Origin of the sequence: Pseudomonas sp. PDM30, from assembly GCF_019218985.1 — a bacterium.
GTDB lineage: Bacteria > Pseudomonadota > Gammaproteobacteria > Pseudomonadales > Pseudomonadaceae > Aquipseudomonas > Aquipseudomonas jessenii.
Genome location: NZ_JAHUWM010000002.1, coordinates 1 through 17,054 on the forward strand (window position 1 = coordinate 1; position 17,054 = coordinate 17,054).

The 17,054-nt window shown below is 59.2% G+C and carries 18 protein-coding genes; 13 read left to right on the top strand and 5 right to left on the bottom strand.

Going from position 1 to position 17,054, the window contains the following annotated elements:
* Positions 1 to 331: 331 nt before the first annotated feature.
* Positions 332 to 1,552, bottom strand: a complete 1,221-nt coding sequence (locus tag KW840_RS03965; RefSeq protein WP_218494513.1) for a CaiB/BaiF CoA-transferase family protein — start codon at positions 1,550 to 1,552, stop codon at positions 332 to 334.
* Between the two features lie 11 nt (positions 1,553 to 1,563).
* A complete protein-coding gene (locus KW840_RS03970; protein WP_008053124.1) occupies positions 1,564 to 2,745 on the bottom strand; it encodes an acyl-CoA dehydrogenase in 1,182 nt (393 codons plus the stop codon).
* A gap of 157 nt (positions 2,746 to 2,902) precedes the next feature.
* Here KW840_RS03970 and KW840_RS03975 point away from each other — a divergent pair, with 157 nt between their 5' ends.
* From KW840_RS03975 to KW840_RS04025, 11 genes are all read left to right on the top strand, one after another.
* Complete coding sequence (locus KW840_RS03975; protein WP_218494514.1) at positions 2,903 to 3,802, top strand: LysR family transcriptional regulator; 900 nt, start codon at positions 2,903 to 2,905, stop codon at positions 3,800 to 3,802.
* Positions 3,803 to 4,237: 435 nt separating this feature from the next.
* On the top strand, positions 4,238 to 5,359 hold the full coding sequence (locus KW840_RS03980) for a Re/Si-specific NAD(P)(+) transhydrogenase subunit alpha (protein ID WP_102685615.1): 1,122 nt from the start codon (positions 4,238 to 4,240) through the stop codon (positions 5,357 to 5,359).
* An 11-nt stretch (positions 5,360 to 5,370) separates the two neighbouring features.
* On the top strand, positions 5,371 to 5,724 hold the full coding sequence (locus tag KW840_RS03985) for an NAD(P) transhydrogenase subunit alpha (protein WP_057712569.1): 354 nt from the start codon (positions 5,371 to 5,373) through the stop codon (positions 5,722 to 5,724).
* Positions 5,721 to 7,172, top strand: a complete 1,452-nt coding sequence (locus tag KW840_RS03990) for an NAD(P)(+) transhydrogenase (Re/Si-specific) subunit beta (protein ID WP_218494515.1) — start codon at positions 5,721 to 5,723, stop codon at positions 7,170 to 7,172. Before KW840_RS03985 ends, KW840_RS03990 begins: the two co-directional genes overlap by 4 nt.
* Positions 7,173 to 7,385: 213 nt before the next feature.
* A complete protein-coding gene (locus KW840_RS03995) occupies positions 7,386 to 8,879 on the top strand; it encodes an acetyl-CoA hydrolase/transferase family protein (protein WP_090452357.1) in 1,494 nt (497 codons plus the stop codon).
* 319 nt (positions 8,880 to 9,198) lie between these two features.
* On the top strand, positions 9,199 to 9,414 hold the full coding sequence (locus KW840_RS04000; RefSeq protein ID WP_008018491.1) for a DUF1127 domain-containing protein: 216 nt from the start codon (positions 9,199 to 9,201) through the stop codon (positions 9,412 to 9,414).
* 258 nt (positions 9,415 to 9,672) lie between these two features.
* Entirely contained in the window at positions 9,673 to 9,882 is a 210-nt protein-coding gene (locus KW840_RS04005) for a DUF1127 domain-containing protein (RefSeq protein ID WP_079246815.1), read from the top strand.
* Positions 9,883 to 10,024: 142 nt separating this feature from the next.
* Entirely contained in the window at positions 10,025 to 10,345 is a 321-nt protein-coding gene (locus KW840_RS04010; protein WP_057712572.1) for a DUF2388 domain-containing protein, read from the top strand.
* A gap of 108 nt (positions 10,346 to 10,453) precedes the next feature.
* The gene (locus KW840_RS04015) at positions 10,454 to 10,771 is read left to right on the top strand and encodes a DUF2388 domain-containing protein (RefSeq protein WP_218494516.1); all 318 of its coding nucleotides are present in this window, start codon (positions 10,454 to 10,456) and stop codon (positions 10,769 to 10,771) included.
* A 28-nt stretch (positions 10,772 to 10,799) separates the two neighbouring features.
* Positions 10,800 to 11,120, top strand: coding sequence for a DUF2388 domain-containing protein (locus KW840_RS04020; RefSeq protein ID WP_057712574.1), 321 nt, complete (start codon positions 10,800 to 10,802; stop codon positions 11,118 to 11,120).
* A 32-nt stretch (positions 11,121 to 11,152) separates the two neighbouring features.
* Positions 11,153 to 13,078, top strand: a complete 1,926-nt coding sequence (locus KW840_RS04025) for a DUF4105 domain-containing protein (protein WP_256353209.1) — start codon at positions 11,153 to 11,155, stop codon at positions 13,076 to 13,078.
* A gap of 153 nt (positions 13,079 to 13,231) precedes the next feature.
* Here the strand turns inward: KW840_RS04025 and trpA are convergent, their stop codons facing one another.
* Both trpA and trpB read right to left on the bottom strand, forming a co-directional pair.
* On the bottom strand, positions 13,232 to 14,044 hold the full coding sequence (trpA, locus tag KW840_RS04030) for a tryptophan synthase subunit alpha (RefSeq protein WP_090452353.1): 813 nt from the start codon (positions 14,042 to 14,044) through the stop codon (positions 13,232 to 13,234).
* Positions 14,044 to 15,264 carry a tryptophan synthase subunit beta gene (trpB, locus tag KW840_RS04035; protein WP_008002146.1) on the bottom strand — a complete coding sequence of 407 codons (1,221 nt, stop codon included), beginning with the start codon at positions 15,262 to 15,264 and terminating at the stop codon, positions 14,044 to 14,046. Before trpB ends, trpA begins: the two co-directional genes overlap by 1 nt.
* A gap of 124 nt (positions 15,265 to 15,388) precedes the next feature.
* On the opposite strand from trpB, the gene KW840_RS04040 reads away from it, so the two are divergent.
* Entirely contained in the window at positions 15,389 to 16,282 is an 894-nt protein-coding gene (locus KW840_RS04040) for a LysR family transcriptional regulator (protein WP_154909705.1), read from the top strand.
* On the opposite strand, the gene KW840_RS04045 is transcribed toward KW840_RS04040, so the two are convergent.
* The gene (locus KW840_RS04045; RefSeq protein WP_150812634.1) at positions 16,279 to 16,602 is read right to left on the bottom strand and encodes a YqjD family protein; all 324 of its coding nucleotides are present in this window, start codon (positions 16,600 to 16,602) and stop codon (positions 16,279 to 16,281) included. The two genes, KW840_RS04040 and KW840_RS04045, sit on opposite strands and share 4 nt — an antisense overlap.
* 157 nt (positions 16,603 to 16,759) lie before the next feature.
* Between KW840_RS04045 and KW840_RS04050 the strand changes: the two genes are divergently transcribed.
* Positions 16,760 to 16,975: a dodecin gene (locus KW840_RS04050; RefSeq protein WP_057712579.1), complete on the top strand. Its 216-nt coding sequence runs from the start codon at positions 16,760 to 16,762 to the stop codon at positions 16,973 to 16,975.
* Positions 16,976 to 17,054 lie beyond the last annotated feature (79 nt).

Consider the following 17,054-nt stretch of genomic DNA (forward strand, 5'->3'; position numbering starts at 1 on the left):
TCCTTTGTAACTTCAACCACTTGCGCTTCAGATCTCTCGTCAGCGGGAGGCGAATTCTACAGCGTTACACGCTGCTGTCAACACCTCTTTTTCAACTCCCTTTCGGCTTCGATGAACTGAAGCAACCCGCTGCCGAAAACTGCGTAACTCTTTGTTTACCAAGGAGTTTTCCGTTTCGACTGCGCCGGAAGTGGGGCGAATTATAGACACCTGGAATCTGCCGTCAAGCACTGATTCAGGTTTTCTATCAATAAACTGCGGAAAGCAGCAAAACACCCCAAAGGGTGCCTATATAGAGGAGCCGAAACTCCCTCTATATAGAAGAGACCTATCAGAGAACGCCAGAAGCCTTGAATGCGGACACCGCTCCGACATCCAGACCCAACACACGCTGCAAAACTTCAAGCGTGTGCTCACCCAGCAGAGGAGGTGCAAAACGATACTCAACCGGCGTCTCCGACAATCGAATCGGGCTCGCCACCTGAGGCACCATCCCGGCCAGCGCATGCGGCAGTTCGATAGCCAACCCACGCGCCTTGACCTGAGGATCGGCAAACATCTGGGCCACGTCATTGATAGGCCCGCATGGCACGCCAGCCTGTTCCAGTTGCGCCACCCATTCAGCGGTAGTCTTGAACACCGTCGCCTGGCGGATCAGCGGAATCAGTATTGCCCTGTTTGCCACCCGCAGCTTGTTAGTGGCAAAACGCGGATCGTCCGCCCACTGCGGCTGCCCGGCCACTTCCGCAAACTTGCGGAACTGACCATCGTTCCCGACGGTAAGGATGAAATCGCCATCCGCCGTAGGAAAATCCTGATAAGGCACGATGTTCGGGTGAGCATTACCCAAGCGCTTAGGCGCGTTGCCTGTCGTCAGGTAGTTCATTGCCTGATTGGCCAGACAAGCCACCTGTACGTCCAACAGTGCCATATCGATATGCTGACCACCGCCGTCGTGATCCCGATGCGCAAGCGCAGCCAGGATCGCGACAGTCGAATACAGCCCGGTGAGGATGTCCGTCAGCGCCACGCCAACCTTCACCGGCCCCGCACCCTCTTCGCCTTCAGGTCGCCCCGTCAGACTCATGAGGCCGCCGAGCCCCTGGATCATGAAGTCATAACCCGCACGCTTGGCATAAGGACCGGTCTGGCCGAACCCGGTGATCGAGCAATAGATCAGATCCGGATTGATCGTCTTCAGCGTTTCATAGTCCAGGCCATAAGCCGCCAGACCGCCGACCTTGAAGTTCTCGATCAGGATGTCCGACTTGGCCGCCAGTTCACGCACCAGCTTCTGCCCTTCAGGGCGAGTGAAGTCGATGGTGACAGATTGCTTGTTGCGATTGGCCGACAAGTAATAAGCAGCCTCGCTGGTATTCTCGCCATAAGCGTCTTTAAGGAACGGCGGTCCCCAGGCGCGCGTGTCATCGCCGTTACCCGGACGCTCGACCTTGATCACTTCAGCGCCAAGGTCGGCCAGGATCTGCCCGGCCCAAGGCCCGGCCAGCACCCGCGATAAATCCAGTACCCGTAGATGCGATAGCGCGCCCATGGACGTTCTCCTTAATAGAACGCCTGGAGGCCGGTTTGCGCACGACCGAGGATCAGTGCATGGACGTCGTGAGTACCTTCATAGGTGTTCACCACTTCCAGGTTGACCAGGTGACGCGCCACACCGAATTCATCGGAGATGCCGTTGCCGCCCAACATATCGCGAGCCATGCGCGCGATGTCCAGGGACTTGCCGCAAGAGTTGCGCTTCATCATCGAGGTAATTTCGACCGCAGCGGTACCTTCGTCCTTCATACGACCCAGACGCAGGCAGCCTTGCAGCGCCATAGTGATTTCAGTCTGCATGTCGGCCAGCTTCTTCTGGATCAACTGGGTAGCGGCCAGTGGGCGACCGAACTGTTGACGATCCAGGGTGTACTGGCGAGCGGTGTGCCAGCAGAACTCGGCTGCACCCAGCGCACCCCAGGAGATGCCGTAACGTGCCGAGTTGAGGCAAGTGAAAGGACCTTTCAGACCACGGACGTCCGGGAAGATGTTCTCTTCCGGAACGAACACGTTGTCCATCACGATTTCACCGGTGATCGATGCCCGCAGGCCCACCTTGCCATGAATCGCTGGAGCGCTCAGACCTTTCCAGCCTTTCTCCAGAACGAAGCCGCGAATGTCACCGGCATCGTCCTTGGCCCAGACCACGAACACATCGGCGATCGGGCTGTTGGTGATCCACATCTTGCTGCCGGTAAGGCTGTAGCCGCCTTCCACTTTGCGCGCACGACTGATCATCGCGCCCGGGTCGGAGCCGTGGTTAGGCTCGGTCAGGCCGAAGCAGCCGATCCACTCTCCCGACGCCAGTTTCGGCAGGTACTTCTGCTTCTGCGCTTCGGTACCGAATTCATTGATTGGCACCATCACCAGCGAGGACTGCACGCTCATCATCGAGCGATAGCCGGAGTCGATGCGCTCGACTTCACGGGCGATCAGGCCATAGCTGACATAGTTCAGGCCGCTGCCACCGTATTGCTCGGGGATGGTTGCGCCCAACAGGCCGACTTCGCCCATTTCGCGGAAGATCGCCGGATCGGTCTTCTCATGACGGAAAGCTTCGAGGATGCGCGGCGCAAGGCTTTGCTGAGCGAATTGCGCAGCCGTGTCGCGAATCATTCGTTCTTCTTCAGTGAGCTGTTGATCCAGCAGCAGGGGATCGATCCAGTTGAAGCTAGCTTTACCGCCCATGAGTGTGTCCTCTCGAATCGGGTCAAATAACGTAGGCTGATCCTAGGCCCGGATCGGCGCGACGGCAAACGAGGATTTTGCATACTGTTGTGCTAATTTCTCACTCCGAAACGTCGCAAAAGAGCTTTTATGCGATGTATTAGTGAGGTTGACGTACATGCGCAGAAAGATACCCAGCACCACCGCCCTGATCAGCTTCGAGGCCGCGGCGCGCCACGAGAGCTTCACCAAGGCCGCCCAGGAGCTTTCGCTGACCCAGGGAGCGATTTGCCGACAGATTGCCAGCCTTGAAGAGTTCCTCAGTGTGGAACTGTTCCGACGCTCGCGGCGCGGGGTCAAGCTGACGGAAGCCGGACTCTCCTACAGCCGTCGGGTGGCCACTCAGCTCGATGCCGTTGAGCGCGACACCTTGTCCGTGATGGGCCAGCAGGGCACCAACGTGATCGAACTGGCCGTAGTTCCGACCTTCGGCACCCAATGGCTGCTGCCGCGACTCAAGGATTTCCAGCAGAAACACCCGGAAGTGACGGTCAACCTGACCAACCGCACGCGGCCGTTCCTGTTCGCCGACACGGATTTTGATGCCGCCATCTACTTCGGCGACGCGGATTGGTCGGGTACAGAATCCCACAGGCTGATGGGTGAAAATCCGATGCCCGTTTGCAGCCCCAACCTGCTCGGAAACAAGACCAGTCTGACGCCCGGGGAAATCGCCGACTTGCCTCTTCTGCAACAAACCACTCGCCCCTATGCCTGGCGCCAATGGTTCGACTCCCAACACCTGAATGTCCCGCGAGACATGACGGGCCCCCGCTACGAGCTATTCTCCATGCTCGCCCAGGCAGCCATGCACGACATGGGCATTGCCCTGATTCCACCGTTCCTGATTCAAAGGGAGCTGAAAGAGAAACGCCTGGTGATCGCCAACCCCCAAGCACTGTCCAGTATCAAGGCTTACTACCTGATGATTCCTGAGCGAAAGGTCGAATCCGCGTCTTTAAAGGCATTTCGTGACTGGCTGGTAAATCAGGCGTACAGCTACAGCCTAGAGGGATAAAGGCTCTACAAGGTTACTTGACCCCGTAGTCAGCAAAACAAAAGCCCTACAGATATACGTATTTGTCGCATGGCAGCAAACTGTATCGACAAGTCGTACAAACGTCCCACAAGCGCCTGATGACGCGGCTTTGCGCCACTATTTCGAGGCAATGCCGCATCATTCATACGGCCGATGTGTAAATTCTTCAATTTCGGCCAGAATCCTTGAAAAGCACGGTCTGCAAGGGATTGAGCCGGTTGGTTGCGACATTCGGTCACGGGGTGACTTGTAGTTAATTTTCCGTCACCCGTCATAATCCCTTGAAGGGCACAAAGTTCGCCTGCAAAATGCCGCGCCCCGCCCTGATTTGGCGGGATCGTGCTGATCGGCCGCCCCAGCCGCACCATCCGTAGTGCATGGGTTTACTCAATAAGATCACGCAGGAGATTTGACGTGCACATTGGTGTTCCTCTCGAAACCCAGACCGGTGAAACACGGGTTGCTGCAACCCCGGAAACCATCAAGAAGCTGATCGGCCAGGGCCATAAGGTCACTGTACAAAGCGGCGCCGGCATTAACGCCAGCGTTGTCGACAGTGCCTATGAAGCGGCAGGCGCAAGCATTGGCAGCGCCAACGATGCGTTTGCTGCCGAGCTGATTCTGAAGGTGGTCGCGCCCAGCGACAGCGAGCTCGCCCTGATCAAGAGCGGCACCGTAGTGGTGGGCATGCTCAATCCGTTCAGCAATGAAACCATCGCCAAAATGGCCGAATGCGGCATTACCGCCTTTGCCCTGGAAGCCGCGCCGCGCACCTCCCGCGCCCAGAGCCTGGACGTACTGTCGTCGCAAGCCAACATCGCCGGCTATAAAGCCGTGTTGCTGGCCGCGCACTACTACCCGCGTTTCATGCCGATGCTGATGACCGCTGCGGGCACCGTGAAAGCGGCGCGCGTGCTGATTCTGGGTGCCGGTGTGGCCGGTTTGCAGGCCATCGCTACCGCCAAGCGCCTGGGGGCGGTGATCGAAGCGTCTGACGTGCGTCCTGCGGTAAAAGAGCAGATCGAATCCCTCGGCGCCAAGTTCGTCGACGTGCCCTACGAGACCGATGAAGAGCGCGAATGCGCCGTCGGTGTCGGCGGTTACGCTCGCCCGATGCCGGCCAGCTGGATGCAGCGCCAGGCCGCGGCCGTGCACGAACGCGCCAAGCAGGCGGACATCGTTATCACCACCGCGCTGATTCCGGGCCGCAAGGCGCCGACGCTGCTCAGCGCGCAAACCGTGGCCCAGATGAAACCGGGTTCGGTGGTCATCGATCTCGCGGCCGCCCAGGGCGGCAACTGCCCGCTGACCGTGGCCGACCAGGTGGTCGTCGAAAACGGCGTGACCATCGTGGGCCCGACCAACCTGGCCAGCGCCGTGGCGGCTGACGCTTCGGCGCTGTACGCCCGCAACCTGCTGGACTTCATGAAACTGTTGTTCGATAAAGAAGGACAACTGGTGATCAACCTTGAAGACGATATCGTCGCCGCGTGCCTGATGTGCCGCGACGGCCAGATCGTGCGCAAGAACGGCTGAGGATAAAAACAATGGAAGACATGCTGATCTCTGACGGTATCTACAACCTGATCATCTTCGTGCTGGCGATCTATGTCGGTTACCACGTGGTCTGGAACGTCACGCCTGCGCTGCACACCCCGTTGATGGCGGTGACCAACGCGATCTCGGCGATCGTGATCGTCGGTGCCATGCTGGCAGCGGCTTTGACCGTGACGCCACTGGGCAAGACCATGGGCACCCTGGCCGTGGCCCTGGCCGCGGTCAACGTATTCGGTGGCTTTTTGGTCACCCGCCGCATGCTGGAAATGTTCAAGAAGAAAGCGCCGGCAAAAGCTCCGGCCGCCAAAGCTGAAGCAGTCAAGGCTGAGGTGCAGCAAGCATGAGCATGAACCTGGTTACGTCCCTGTATTTGATCGCCTCGGTCTGCTTCATCCAGGCGCTCAAGGGCCTCTCGCACCCCACCACGTCGCGCCGTGGCAACCTGTTCGGCATGCTCGGCATGGGCCTGGCGATCCTCACCACTATCGGCTTGATCTACAAGCTGGCTGCGCTCTCTTTTGAACAAGGCGGGGCCCAGGCCGGTATCGTCTACGTGATCGTCGGCCTGCTGATCGGCGGCACTGCCGGTTCGATCATGGCCAAACGCGTTGAAATGACCAAGATGCCGGAGCTGGTCGCCTTCATGCACAGCATGATCGGCCTGGCCGCAGTGTTCATCGCCGTGGCTGCCGTGGTCGAGCCGCAGTCGCTGGGCATCGTCAAGCAACTCGGTGACGCGATCCCGGCCGGTAACCGCCTGGAACTGTTCCTCGGTGCCGCCATCGGTGCAATCACCTTCTCCGGCTCGGTGATCGCCTTCGGCAAGCTGTCCGGCAAGTACAAGTTCCGCCTGTTCCAGGGGGCACCGGTACAGTTCAGTGGCCAGCACAAGCTGAACCTGCTGCTGGGCCTGGCCACACTGGGCCTGGGCGTGACGTTCATGCTCACCGGCGACTACACCGCTTTCGGCGTGATGCTGGCGTTGGCCTTCGTGCTCGGCGTGCTGATCATCATCCCGATCGGCGGCGCGGACATGCCCGTGGTCGTGTCGATGCTCAACAGCTACTCCGGCTGGGCAGCGGCGGGCATCGGCTTCTCGCTGAACAACTCGATGCTGATCATCGCCGGCTCGCTGGTAGGTTCGTCCGGTGCAATCCTCTCGTACATCATGTGCAAGGCGATGAACCGCTCCTTCTTTAATGTGCTGCTCGGTGGCTTCGGCAATACGGCGGACGCGGCCGGCCCGGCGGGTTCGAAAGAAGCCCGTCCGGTGAAGTCCGGTTCGGCCGACGACGCGACCTTCCTGCTGACCAACGCCGACACCGTGATCATCGTGCCGGGCTACGGTCTGGCGGTGGCACGTGCGCAGCACGCGCTGAAAGAGCTGACCGAGAAGCTGACCCATCGCGGCGTGACCGTGAAGTATGCGATCCACCCGGTTGCCGGTCGTATGCCCGGCCACATGAACGTGTTGCTGGCCGAGGCCGAAGTGCCTTACGACCAGGTGTTCGAGATGGACGACATCAACTCCGAGTTCGGCCAGGCCGACGTGGTGCTGGTGTTGGGCGCCAACGACGTGGTCAACCCGGCCGCGAAGAACGATCCGAAATCGCCGATTGCCGGCATGCCGATCCTCGAAGCGTTCAAGGCCAAGACCATCATCGTCAACAAGCGCTCGATGGCCAGCGGCTACGCCGGCCTGGACAACGAACTGTTCTACCTGGACAAGACCATGATGGTGTTCGGCGACGCTAAAAAGGTCATCGAAGACATGGTCAAAGCCGTCGAGTAACCCTCTGCGGCACACGGAACGCCCCGACTCGTCGGGGCGTTTTTGTTTGCGCAAATCGTCGGACAAACTATCCTTTTGTTACCGATCCGGTAACGGTGTTTTGCTTGAAAGGCCCGGAATAGACGCCTCGATTGCGACCTTGGTAGCGGGACAGAAGCCAGCGCAATTCACTAGACTGCACGTCCTGCTACCTGTTACCCGAGATAACAATCCATGTACCGTGACCGTATTCGCCTGCCTTCGTTGTTGGACAAAGTGATGAGCGCTGCCGACGCTGCCGCTCTGATTGAGGACGGCATGACCGTCGGCATGAGTGGCTTTACTCGCGCAGGCGAAGCCAAGGCCGTTCCCCAGGCGCTGGCCGAGCGTGCCAAGGTCACGCCGCTCAAGATCAGCCTGATGACCGGCGCAAGCCTGGGCAACGACCTCGACAAGCAGTTGACCGAAGCTGGCGTGCTGTCGCGGCGCATGCCGTTTCAGGTCGACAGCACTCTGCGCAAGGCGATCAATGCCGGCGAAGTCATGTTCATCGACCAGCACTTGTCGGAAACCGTGGAGCAATTGCGCAACCAGCAATTGAAGCTGCCGGACATTGCCGTGATTGAAGCCGTGGCGATCACCGAGCAAGGGCATATCGTGCCAACCACCTCGGTCGGCAACTCGGCCAGCTTCGCGATTTTCGCCAAGCACGTGATCGTCGAAATCAACATGGCGCACAACCCGAATCTCGAAGGTCTGCACGACATCTACATTCCGACCTACCGCCCGACCCGTACACCGATTCCGCTGGTCAAGGTCGACGATCGCATTGGCAGCACCGCCATCCCGATTCCACCGGAAAAAATCGTCGCCATCGTTGTCACCAACCAGGCTGACTCGCCCTCCACTGTGCTGGCGCCGGACGTCGAGACCCAAGCCATTGCCGACCACCTGATCGACTTCTTCAAACAGGAAGTGGCAGCCGGGCGCATGACCAACAAGCTCGGCCCGCTACAAGCCGGTATCGGCACCATCGCCAACTCGGTGATGTGTGGCCTGATCGACTCGCCGTTCGAAGACCTGACAATGTATTCCGAGGTGCTGCAGGACTCGACCTTCGACCTGATCGACGCGGGCAAGCTGAGTTTTGCCTCGGGCAGTTCGATCACCCTGTCGAGCCGGCGCAATGCCGACGTGTTCGGCAATCTGGAGCGCTACAAGGACAAACTGGTTCTGCGTCCGCAGGAGATCTCCAACCACCCTGAAGTCGTGCGCCGCCTTGGCATCATCGGCATCAACACGGCACTGGAGTTCGACATCTATGGCAACGTCAACTCCACTCACGTCTGCGGCACGCGGATGATGAACGGCATCGGCGGCTCGGGCGACTTCGCGCGCAACGCGCACCTGTCCGTGTTCGTGACCAAGTCGATCGCCAAGGGCGGTGCGATCTCCAGCGTGGTGCCGATGGTCAGCCATGTTGACCACACCGAACATGACGTCGACATCCTCGTGACCGAAGTGGGCCTGGCAGACTTGCGAGGCCTGGCGCCTCGGGAGCGTGCCCGGGTCATCATCGACAAGTGCGTGCACCCGGATTACCGCCAGGCGCTGAATGATTACTTCACCACCGCGTGCGGCATCGGCGGGCACACCCCGCACATCCTGCGTGATGCCCTGAGCTGGCACATCAACCTGGAAGAAACCGGGCAAATGCTGAAGAAGTAATTGGTACAGATAGCAGCTGGCGCAAACACAGTTTCGTCAGCTTGCTCTTACTACTTCACACTCTGAAAAAAACTGTACTACTGTACCGGTAATTTCCTAGGGGAAATTCCTACCTTATCGAGTCAAAACAGCAATTTTGCACCTTAACAGTGCAGATAGGTACAGTTGCCTCAAATTCGACCAGTACACCCCCTATAAACAGTTAACTGAGCTCGCACAATACAGATGAACTGTATCTACAGAGACTAGGCAAACGAGAGGATCATGGGCACCAGTTAAGCCACTACCTAATCCCGCCATAAGCGGAAGGATGAAAACCATGGAACGTACACTCAGTTCCGAACTGTTCTTCGAAGACACCGCTGCAAAAACCCAGGCTTCCCTGCCTCTGCGCGTTATCGCCAACTTGATGCTGTGGCAGCGCCGCATCACCAGCCGCCATCAACTGGCTCGTCTGGATTCGCGCCTGCTGGCTGACGCCGGGATTAGCGAAGCACAACGCTACGAAGAGCTGAGCAAGCCGTTCTGGCGCTAAGTTAGCGTCGCTGGCTCTGACCTGAAGGTCCACCGCCAGCAACCCGAATTGAAAAAACAAAACCCGTCGTGGGAAGCCACGACGGGTTTTGTCGTTTTGGCCTGTCAAATCCGCTTTTACAGTAGGGAACCCTGAACACCAGTACAGTTTGCAAAAACTACAAACTGAATGAGTACAATATCGTCGCAGTGTGTCTGCAACGGAGATTCGACCGGTGTCAGCATGGAGCCCTCCACTTATCAGGACAGGGAACGCGCCATGAGTTCTTTACAGGATGTTTCGACCCCATCATTTCGATCAAGACCTTGCCTGCACTGGGTCAGAGATCTGCTGACAGGATTCTTCGCTAGCCTGGAAAGGGCGAGAACACGACGTTTACTGGCTCAACTCGATGATCGTCAGCTATCGGATCTTGGCATCAGCGACGCTGAGCGCATCAATGAACTGGATAAACCGTTCTGGCGCTGACTGCCTGTTTGCATGACGGGCTGTTCGAACTGACACACTCAGGCCTAATATCAAGTCAGAACGTGGCGAGCACCAAGCGCCTGGCGTCTGACTTTGCAGACACTGCGCCATTTTTCAACTGGTTTACCCAAAGGAGTTACCCATGTCCCGTCTCCGCCTGCTCAGCGCTGCAGCCCTGTTTGCCGTGGCAGCCAATGCCAGCGCAACCAGCTTCATCGTGACCACCGACGCTGTAGTTAACGCGCTCAAAGCCACATCCGATGCGACCTCCGACGTCATATCGTCGTCCTTCAAGGATGACAAGATCGTCCTCGCGGCCCGTGATGACGCCGCCAGTTTCGTCGCCAGCGAAGGTTCCATTCGCGGAGTGAAACTGGAAAGCGCCATCGACCACATTCACCGCCAGGCGCCACAGCTGAACGCAACCGACGCACAACTGGCGCAGGCGATCCTGACGATCTAAACGACTGCACAAGGCATGGGGCACGCCCGACGTGCCCTAATGTTTCGGCGCTGGCTCTAGAACGGGCCTTGCGCTAGCCTTGGGACTCACTTTCAACTGTCGAGTCTCATGCGTTTTCCTTCAAGTTTCTTGATCGCTCCAGCCTTTCTTTCCCTTGGTTACTGCGGATCGGCCCACGCTTATGACGCCTTCAACCTGTCCACCCAAGGCATCGTCGCCAGCGGTTACGCCACAAGTTTGGTGACCTCCGCCCCCTTCGACCATAAACTGCTGCTCGCTGCCCATGATGACGCCGCGGCATTCATTGCCAGTGACGGCCAACTGAGAGGCGCACGACTGGAGTCTGCCTTGCGGTATCTGCGTCGGACCCAGGCAAAACTTCGTGCCAACGACCTTGAACTGGCACAAGCAATTCTCGTCCAATAGTTATCCCTGTTTTTTCTGGAGTCATTCCATGCGTAACCCGCTGATTGCTGCCACCTTAGGTCTGCTGCTGTTGGCCGATGTGGCCCAGGCACATACTCTGGTTGCCACGAGTAATATTCTGATCCGTGCTACCCAGCGCACCCTCGATTTCACCTCCGACACCACCACGTCCATTCGCGATTCGAAAATCGTGCGCGAAGCCCAGGACGATGCCGCCAGTTTCGTTGCCAGCAATGGCGACATTCGTGGCGCTCACCTGGAATCCGCCTTCGATTTACTGCGTACCCGTGTGCCGGAAGCTCGTGACGCCAGTGACCAGGATCTCGCCGAAGCCATCCTCGCACTGTGAAGCGTCAAGGTGCCTGGCTGCTGGCCGGGGCCATGTTGCTGCTCGGCAACACGGCCCACGCTGGCCTTCAATTACAGCTCAAGACCGAAGGTCTGACTCCCGCGCAACAGCAAGCCAGCCAGGCGCTGCTCGATGAAGCCATGCAGGCACTGCCGCCACGCTTTATCGAGCAACTCGATCGACGCATCGACGTCGACTGGACGGATGACATGCCGGGAAACGCCTACGGTCAGGCATCACTGGTGTCCGAACTCGATCTGAACCGCAACCTGCTGGCCAGCCTCACCGATGGCAGCGCCGCGACCAAGAAAACCCTTCGCCCCCATGGCACCGTGCGCCGGGAAATGCTGGCCACGGTGGTGCACGAGCTGACTCACATCTATGATCGCTCGCGCCTGTGGTCGGATGCCGAACGCAAGCTGATTCAGCGCTGCACCCAGCGCAACAACAGCTCAGGGCTGGTTGGCATTCCCGACCAATGCCGGGGCCAGTCCGATCGGCGTTTTACCCTCAGTGACGATCCGCGTCTGCTCGACCTCGCCGGCTGGCAGCAATACGTAGGCCGTCGCGGTGAACGCGAACAGCACAATCGCCAGATTGCCCGCAGCCCGGACATCTACGAGACCAGCAGTCCAAAGGAGTTCGTCGCGGTCAACATGGAGTATTTCCTCCTCGACCCGAGCTACGCCTGCCGCCGTCCCTCGCTGTATCGCTACTACCAGGAACATTTCGGCTGGGCGCCTGCCGCCAAAGACACCTGTAGCAAGACCTTCGCGTTCCTCAATGCCGGCAGCGACTTCGCCAAGACACCTTTGGGCCAGGTCGATCCGGAGCGAGTCTATGCCGTTGACTATCTGCTGGCCGAGGCCAACCAGAACCTGTTCAGCCGCTGGGGTCACAGCATGTTGCGCCTGGTGATCTGCGCGCCAGGCCGACCACGCGGACCGGATTGCCGATTGGATCTGGACCAGCATCTGGTGCTGTCTTACCGCGCCTTCGTCGGCGACGTGCAGCTGTCGAGCTGGGATGGCCTGGTCGGTAAATACCCGTCGCGACTGTTTATCCTGCCGCTATCCCAGGTCATCGACGAATACACCAAGACCGAACTGCGCAGCCTGGCCTCCGTGCCCCTGAACCTGTCGCGCAGAGAGATTGAAGACGTGGTCGGACGTGCCGCCGAGATGCACTGGAGCTACGACGGCAACTACTTCTTCCTGTCGAACAACTGCGCGGTGGAAGAGCTGAAGTTACTGCGTGGCGGCACCAATAACCCGCAATTGGTGGGACTCGACAACATCATGCCCAACGGTTTGCTCGAAGTGCTGAAGGGCCGCGGACTGGCGGACGCCAGTGTGCTGGACGACCCACGAGAAGCCTTGCGCCTGGGTTATCGTTTCGACTCCTTTCGCGAGCGTTATCAGGCGATGTTCGAGATCCTGAAAAAGCACTTGCCGATCAAACAGGAAACCGTCGAAGACTGGCTCGAATTGAAAGCGGCAGAGCGTCGGCAATGGTTCGAGCAGGCCGATTTGCGCACCAGCGCGGCGTTGTTGCTATTGGAACAAGCCAGCTTCCGTCAGCAGTTGCTGCTGGCCCAGGATGAAGTGAAGCAGCGCTATCTTGGCGCCCGAGAACTAAAGAATGGCGGCATGGACAAGGCCAACGAGACGCTCAAGGACATTCTGGCCAACAGTGGTTTCCTCAGCCGACCGGCAGAACTGCTGGGCACCAAGGGTTATGGCCTGCCGCAACCGAGCGAGTGGGAGCATCTGGAATCGGAAAGCAGCCAGCGCCAGAAGCAGCTCCTGGCGCTGTCCGGGGATCTGGACAAGGAAGTGAGGGCATTGCTTGAACCAGGCCGCGCCGCCGAAATGGCCGCCAACGAGGCCAACGTGAAGCAGATTGGTGAACACCTGCGCAAACTGCACAAGGCATCAGGCGGGATAGAGTTGCCTTGATACCGCAACCTGTGGGAACGAGCTCGCTCCCACAAGATTTACAGCGTTTAGCCACACATAGCAAAAAGGGCTTCAGAACTCAGTCCTGAAGCCCTTTTTGCTGTTCAGCCTGTGCCGCGCGGCTCTAATTCCACTGTCTCAGGCACTTTACCCTCAGCTGACGCGAGCTTTACGCACGCCGTCCGCCAGTGCCGAGCACAGGCTCAGCACGCCATCCACGGCTTGTTCCGGGGAGGTGGCATTGGCGATGTGATCGATCAACGCCGAGCCCACCACAACACCGTCGGCCAGACGCGCGATGGACGCCGCCTGTTCCGGAGTCCGGATACCGAAACCGATGCTGATCGGCAGGTCGGTATGGCGACGCAGACGGGCGACCGCTTCCTCGACGTGTTCCAGCGTGGCAGCGCCGGCGCCGGTCACACCGGCCACCGATACGTAGTAGACGAAGCCGGAGCTGCCGTTGAGTACGGTCGGCAGGCGCACATCGTCGGTGGTTGGCGTGGTCAGGCGAATGAAGTCCAGGCCCGCGGCCTGCGCCGGGTCGCACAGTTCGCCGTTATGCTCTGGCGGCAGGTCGACCACGATCAGGCCGTCAACGCCGGCTTCCTTGGCTTCGGCGATGAAGCGCGGTACGCCGTACATGTGGATCGGGTTGAAGTACCCCATCAGCACCAGCGGTGTTTCGTTGTTGTCCTGGCGGAACTCGCGAACCATTTGCAGAGTTTTCGCCAGATTCTGCTTGGCACCCAACGCACGGATGTTGGCGAGCTGGATTGCCGGGCCGTCAGCCATCGGATCGGTGAAGGGCATGCCCAGTTCGATCACATCGGCGCCAGCCGCCGGCAAGCCCTTGAGGATAGCCAGGGACGTGTCATAGCCCGGGTCGCCGGCTGTCACGAAGGTCACCAGAGCGGCACGGTTCTGTTCCTTGAGTTCGGCAAAACGCGTTTGCAGGCGGCTCATCAGTGTTTCTCCTGCTTAGATTGTTCCATGTGGTGCATCACGGTCTGCATGTCTTTATCGCCACGGCCGGACAGGTTGACCACCATCAGGTGATCCTTTGGCAGGGTCGGGGCGCGCTTGAATACTTCAGCCAGGGCATGGGCGCTTTCCAGGGCAGGGATGATCCCTTCCAGGCGGCAGCACTGGTGGAACGCAGCGAGGGCTTCGTCGTCGGTCACCGAGGTGTACTGAACTCGGCCGATGTCATGCAACCAGGCGTGTTCCGGGCCGATGCCCGGGTAGTCCAGGCCGGCGGAGATCGAGTGGGCATCGATGATCTGGCCATCGTCGTCCTGCAGCAGGAAAGTACGATTGCCGTGCAGGACGCCTGGAACGCCGCCATTGAGGCTGGCCGCATGCTTGCCGGTCTCGATGCCATAGCCGGCGGCTTCAACGCCGATGATTTCGACACTCTTGTCGTCGAGGAACGGGTGGAACAGGCCCATGGCGTTGGAACCACCGCCGATACACGCCACCAGGCTGTCCGGCAGGCGACCTTCCTGGGCTTGCAGCTGCTCGCGGGTTTCCTTGCCGATTACGGCCTGGAAGTCGCGAACCATCGCCGGGTAAGGGTGCGGACCAGCCACGGTACCGATCAGGTAGAAGGTGCTGTCGACGTTGGTCACCCAGTCACGCAGGGCTTCGTTCATCGCGTCTTTCAGCGTGCCGGTACCGGCTACCACCGGGATCACTTCGGCACCCAGCAGCTTCATGCGGAACACGTTGGCCTGCTGACGCTCGATGTCAGTGGTGCCCATGTAGATCACGCAATCCAGACCGAAACGCGCAGCAACAGTGGCCGTGGCCACACCATGCATGCCGGCGCCGGTCTCGGCGATGATGCGCTTCTTGCCCATGCGCCGCGCCAGCAGGATCTGGCCGATGCAGTTGTTGATCTTGTGCGCGCCGGTGTGGTTCAGCTCTTCACGCTTGAGGTAGATCTTCGCGCCGCCGCAGAACTCGGTCAGACGCTCGGCGAAGTACAGCGGGCTTGGACGTCCGACGTAGTCGCGCTGGAAGTAGGCCAGTTCTTCCTTGAATGCAGGATCTTCCTTGGCCAACTCATATTCGCGGGCCAGGTCGAGGATCAACGGCATCAGGGTTTCGGCAACGTAGCGGCCGCCGAACGCGCCAAACAGGCCGTTGGCATCAGGGCCGTTGCGCAGATTAGTCTGGGTCATGGGGCGCTCCAGTTGAATGCATGAAGTGATGCATAAAGAGATAGTGGGCTTCACTCTACCCCTGACGCCTCGGCCTGAAAACCGATAAGATCGCCACAACCTGTCAGGAAAACTCACAGATCAAATGAGCCATGACCTTCCTCCGCTGAACGCGCTTCGCGCCTTCGAAGCCACCGCCCGCTTGAACAGCGTCAGTCAGGCGGCCGAACAGCTGCACGTCACCCACGGCGCAGTCAGTCGGCAACTCAAGTTACTTGAAGAACACCTCGGCGTAAGCCTGTTCATCAAGGACGGTCGCGGCCTGAAACTCACAGATGCCGGGTTACGCCTGCGTGACGCCAGCAGCGAAGCCTTCGAGCGCCTGCGCGGCGTATGCGCCGAACTCACACAAAGCTCCGCCGATGCGCCATTCGTGCTCGGTTGCTCTGGAAGTCTGCTGGCGCGCTGGTTTATTCCAAGACTGGGGAGACTCAATGCCGACCTGCCGGACTTGCGCTTGCACCTGTCGGCCGGAGAAGGCGATCTGGATCCGCGAAGACCGGGGCTGGATGCCTTGCTGGTATTTGCCGAGCCACCCTGGCCGGCGGACATGCAGGTTTTTGAGCTGGCCAGCGAACGTATCGGCCCGGTCATGAGCCCGCGGTTCGCCGGCTATGAACGGCTCAAGCAGGCGCCGGAAACTGCACTGCTGAACGAACCCTTGCTGCACACCACGTCACGCCCGCAAGCCTGGCCGAACTGGGCGCAACCACGCGGGCTCGACGCCAGGGCGCTGAAGTACGGCCAGGGATTTGAACATTTGTATTACTTGCTGGAAGCCGCCGTCGCAGGTCTGGGCGTGGCGATTGCCCCCGAACCCTTGGTGACGGAGGACTTGAAGGCCGGCCGCCTGGTTGCGCCTTGGGGCTTCAGTGAAACCCCGGCGCAACTGGCGTTGTGGCTACCCAAGCGCGCCGCGGACGGACGCGCCCGGCAACTGGCGCAGTGGCTCAAGAACGAGCTGCGTCGCGCGGATTAATCACGCTTGCACAACAGATAAGCGGCCAGCAAGCCTAATGCACCCACGGCGACACCAGCTGTTGTCCAAGGATGTTCCTGGGCGTAGTCCCGGGTGGCAATCCCGGTTTCACGGGTTTTGACCTTGACCTCTTCATAGGCATCGCCAAGCAAATGGCGCGAGTGCTTCAAGGCATTCTCGGCGTTGCTTTTCAGGGTCTTGAGGGTTTTACGCGACTCGTCCGAGGCGTCGTCTTTCAGGCTTTCCAAAGACTTGAGCAGACTCTCGATCTCGGCTTCCATGCTTTGCAATGAGGCTTTGCGTAACGAGTTGTTGGCCATGGTGGCTCTCCTGCATTGGTGATGAGTGGCGTGTGTTGGTTGGGACTTCATGGGTTCGAGAAAGTGCAGAAAATCTGAACTTCACCCTCAGAACGACCAACAGAAGAAATAGGAAAAATCACTGCTAGTCTGTAATTCACACGCCGAGGAGAACGCCATGTCTGACCATCACACCTACAAGAAAATCGAGCTGATCGGCTCGTCCACCAGCAGTATCGAAGATGCGATCAACAACGCGCTGGCCGAAGCCAGCAAAAGCATCAAGTACATGGAATGGTTTGAAGTGACCGAGACCCGTGGGCACATAAGGGACGGCAAGGCTGCGCACTTTCAAGTGACCTTGAAAGTCGGGTTCCGGATTGCCAGCAGCTGACTTTGGGCTAGTCTTCTGAACTTGCACGCCGGTCGAATGCCATAGGGAATGGCAAAGCACTACATGAGTGCGTCCGGCT

Excerpts from the sequence above, each read along its gene's own strand:
- KW840_RS04020 (WP_057712574.1), top strand. The coding sequence starts at position 10,800 with ATGCGTAACCCGCTGATTGCTGCCACCTTAGGTCTGCTGCTGTTGGCC.
- KW840_RS03995 (WP_090452357.1), top strand. The coding sequence starts at position 7,386 with ATGTACCGTGACCGTATTCGCCTGCCTTCGTTGTTGGACAAAGTGATG.
- KW840_RS03970 (WP_008053124.1), bottom strand. The coding sequence starts at position 2,745 with ATGGGCGGTAAAGCTAGCTTCAACTGGATCGATCCCCTGCTGCTGGAT.
- KW840_RS04000 (WP_008018491.1), top strand. The coding sequence starts at position 9,199 with ATGGAACGTACACTCAGTTCCGAACTGTTCTTCGAAGACACCGCTGCA.
- KW840_RS04050 (WP_057712579.1), top strand. The coding sequence starts at position 16,760 with ATGTCTGACCATCACACCTACAAGAAAATCGAGCTGATCGGCTCGTCC.
- KW840_RS04010 (WP_057712572.1), top strand. The coding sequence starts at position 10,025 with ATGTCCCGTCTCCGCCTGCTCAGCGCTGCAGCCCTGTTTGCCGTGGCA.
- KW840_RS03990 (WP_218494515.1), top strand. The coding sequence starts at position 5,721 with ATGAGCATGAACCTGGTTACGTCCCTGTATTTGATCGCCTCGGTCTGC.
- KW840_RS04025 (WP_256353209.1), top strand. The coding sequence starts at position 11,153 with ATGTTGCTGCTCGGCAACACGGCCCACGCTGGCCTTCAATTACAGCTC.
- KW840_RS03985 (WP_057712569.1), top strand. The coding sequence starts at position 5,371 with ATGGAAGACATGCTGATCTCTGACGGTATCTACAACCTGATCATCTTC.
- KW840_RS03975 (WP_218494514.1), top strand. The coding sequence starts at position 2,903 with ATGCGCAGAAAGATACCCAGCACCACCGCCCTGATCAGCTTCGAGGCC.
- KW840_RS04040 (WP_154909705.1), top strand. The coding sequence starts at position 15,389 with ATGAGCCATGACCTTCCTCCGCTGAACGCGCTTCGCGCCTTCGAAGCC.
- KW840_RS03965 (WP_218494513.1), bottom strand. The coding sequence starts at position 1,552 with ATGGGCGCGCTATCGCATCTACGGGTACTGGATTTATCGCGGGTGCTG.
- KW840_RS04015 (WP_218494516.1), top strand. The coding sequence starts at position 10,454 with ATGCGTTTTCCTTCAAGTTTCTTGATCGCTCCAGCCTTTCTTTCCCTT.
- KW840_RS04005 (WP_079246815.1), top strand. The coding sequence starts at position 9,673 with ATGAGTTCTTTACAGGATGTTTCGACCCCATCATTTCGATCAAGACCT.
- trpB (WP_008002146.1), bottom strand. The coding sequence starts at position 15,264 with ATGACCCAGACTAATCTGCGCAACGGCCCTGATGCCAACGGCCTGTTT.
- KW840_RS04045 (WP_150812634.1), bottom strand. The coding sequence starts at position 16,602 with ATGGCCAACAACTCGTTACGCAAAGCCTCATTGCAAAGCATGGAAGCC.
- trpA (WP_090452353.1), bottom strand. The coding sequence starts at position 14,044 with ATGAGCCGCCTGCAAACGCGTTTTGCCGAACTCAAGGAACAGAACCGT.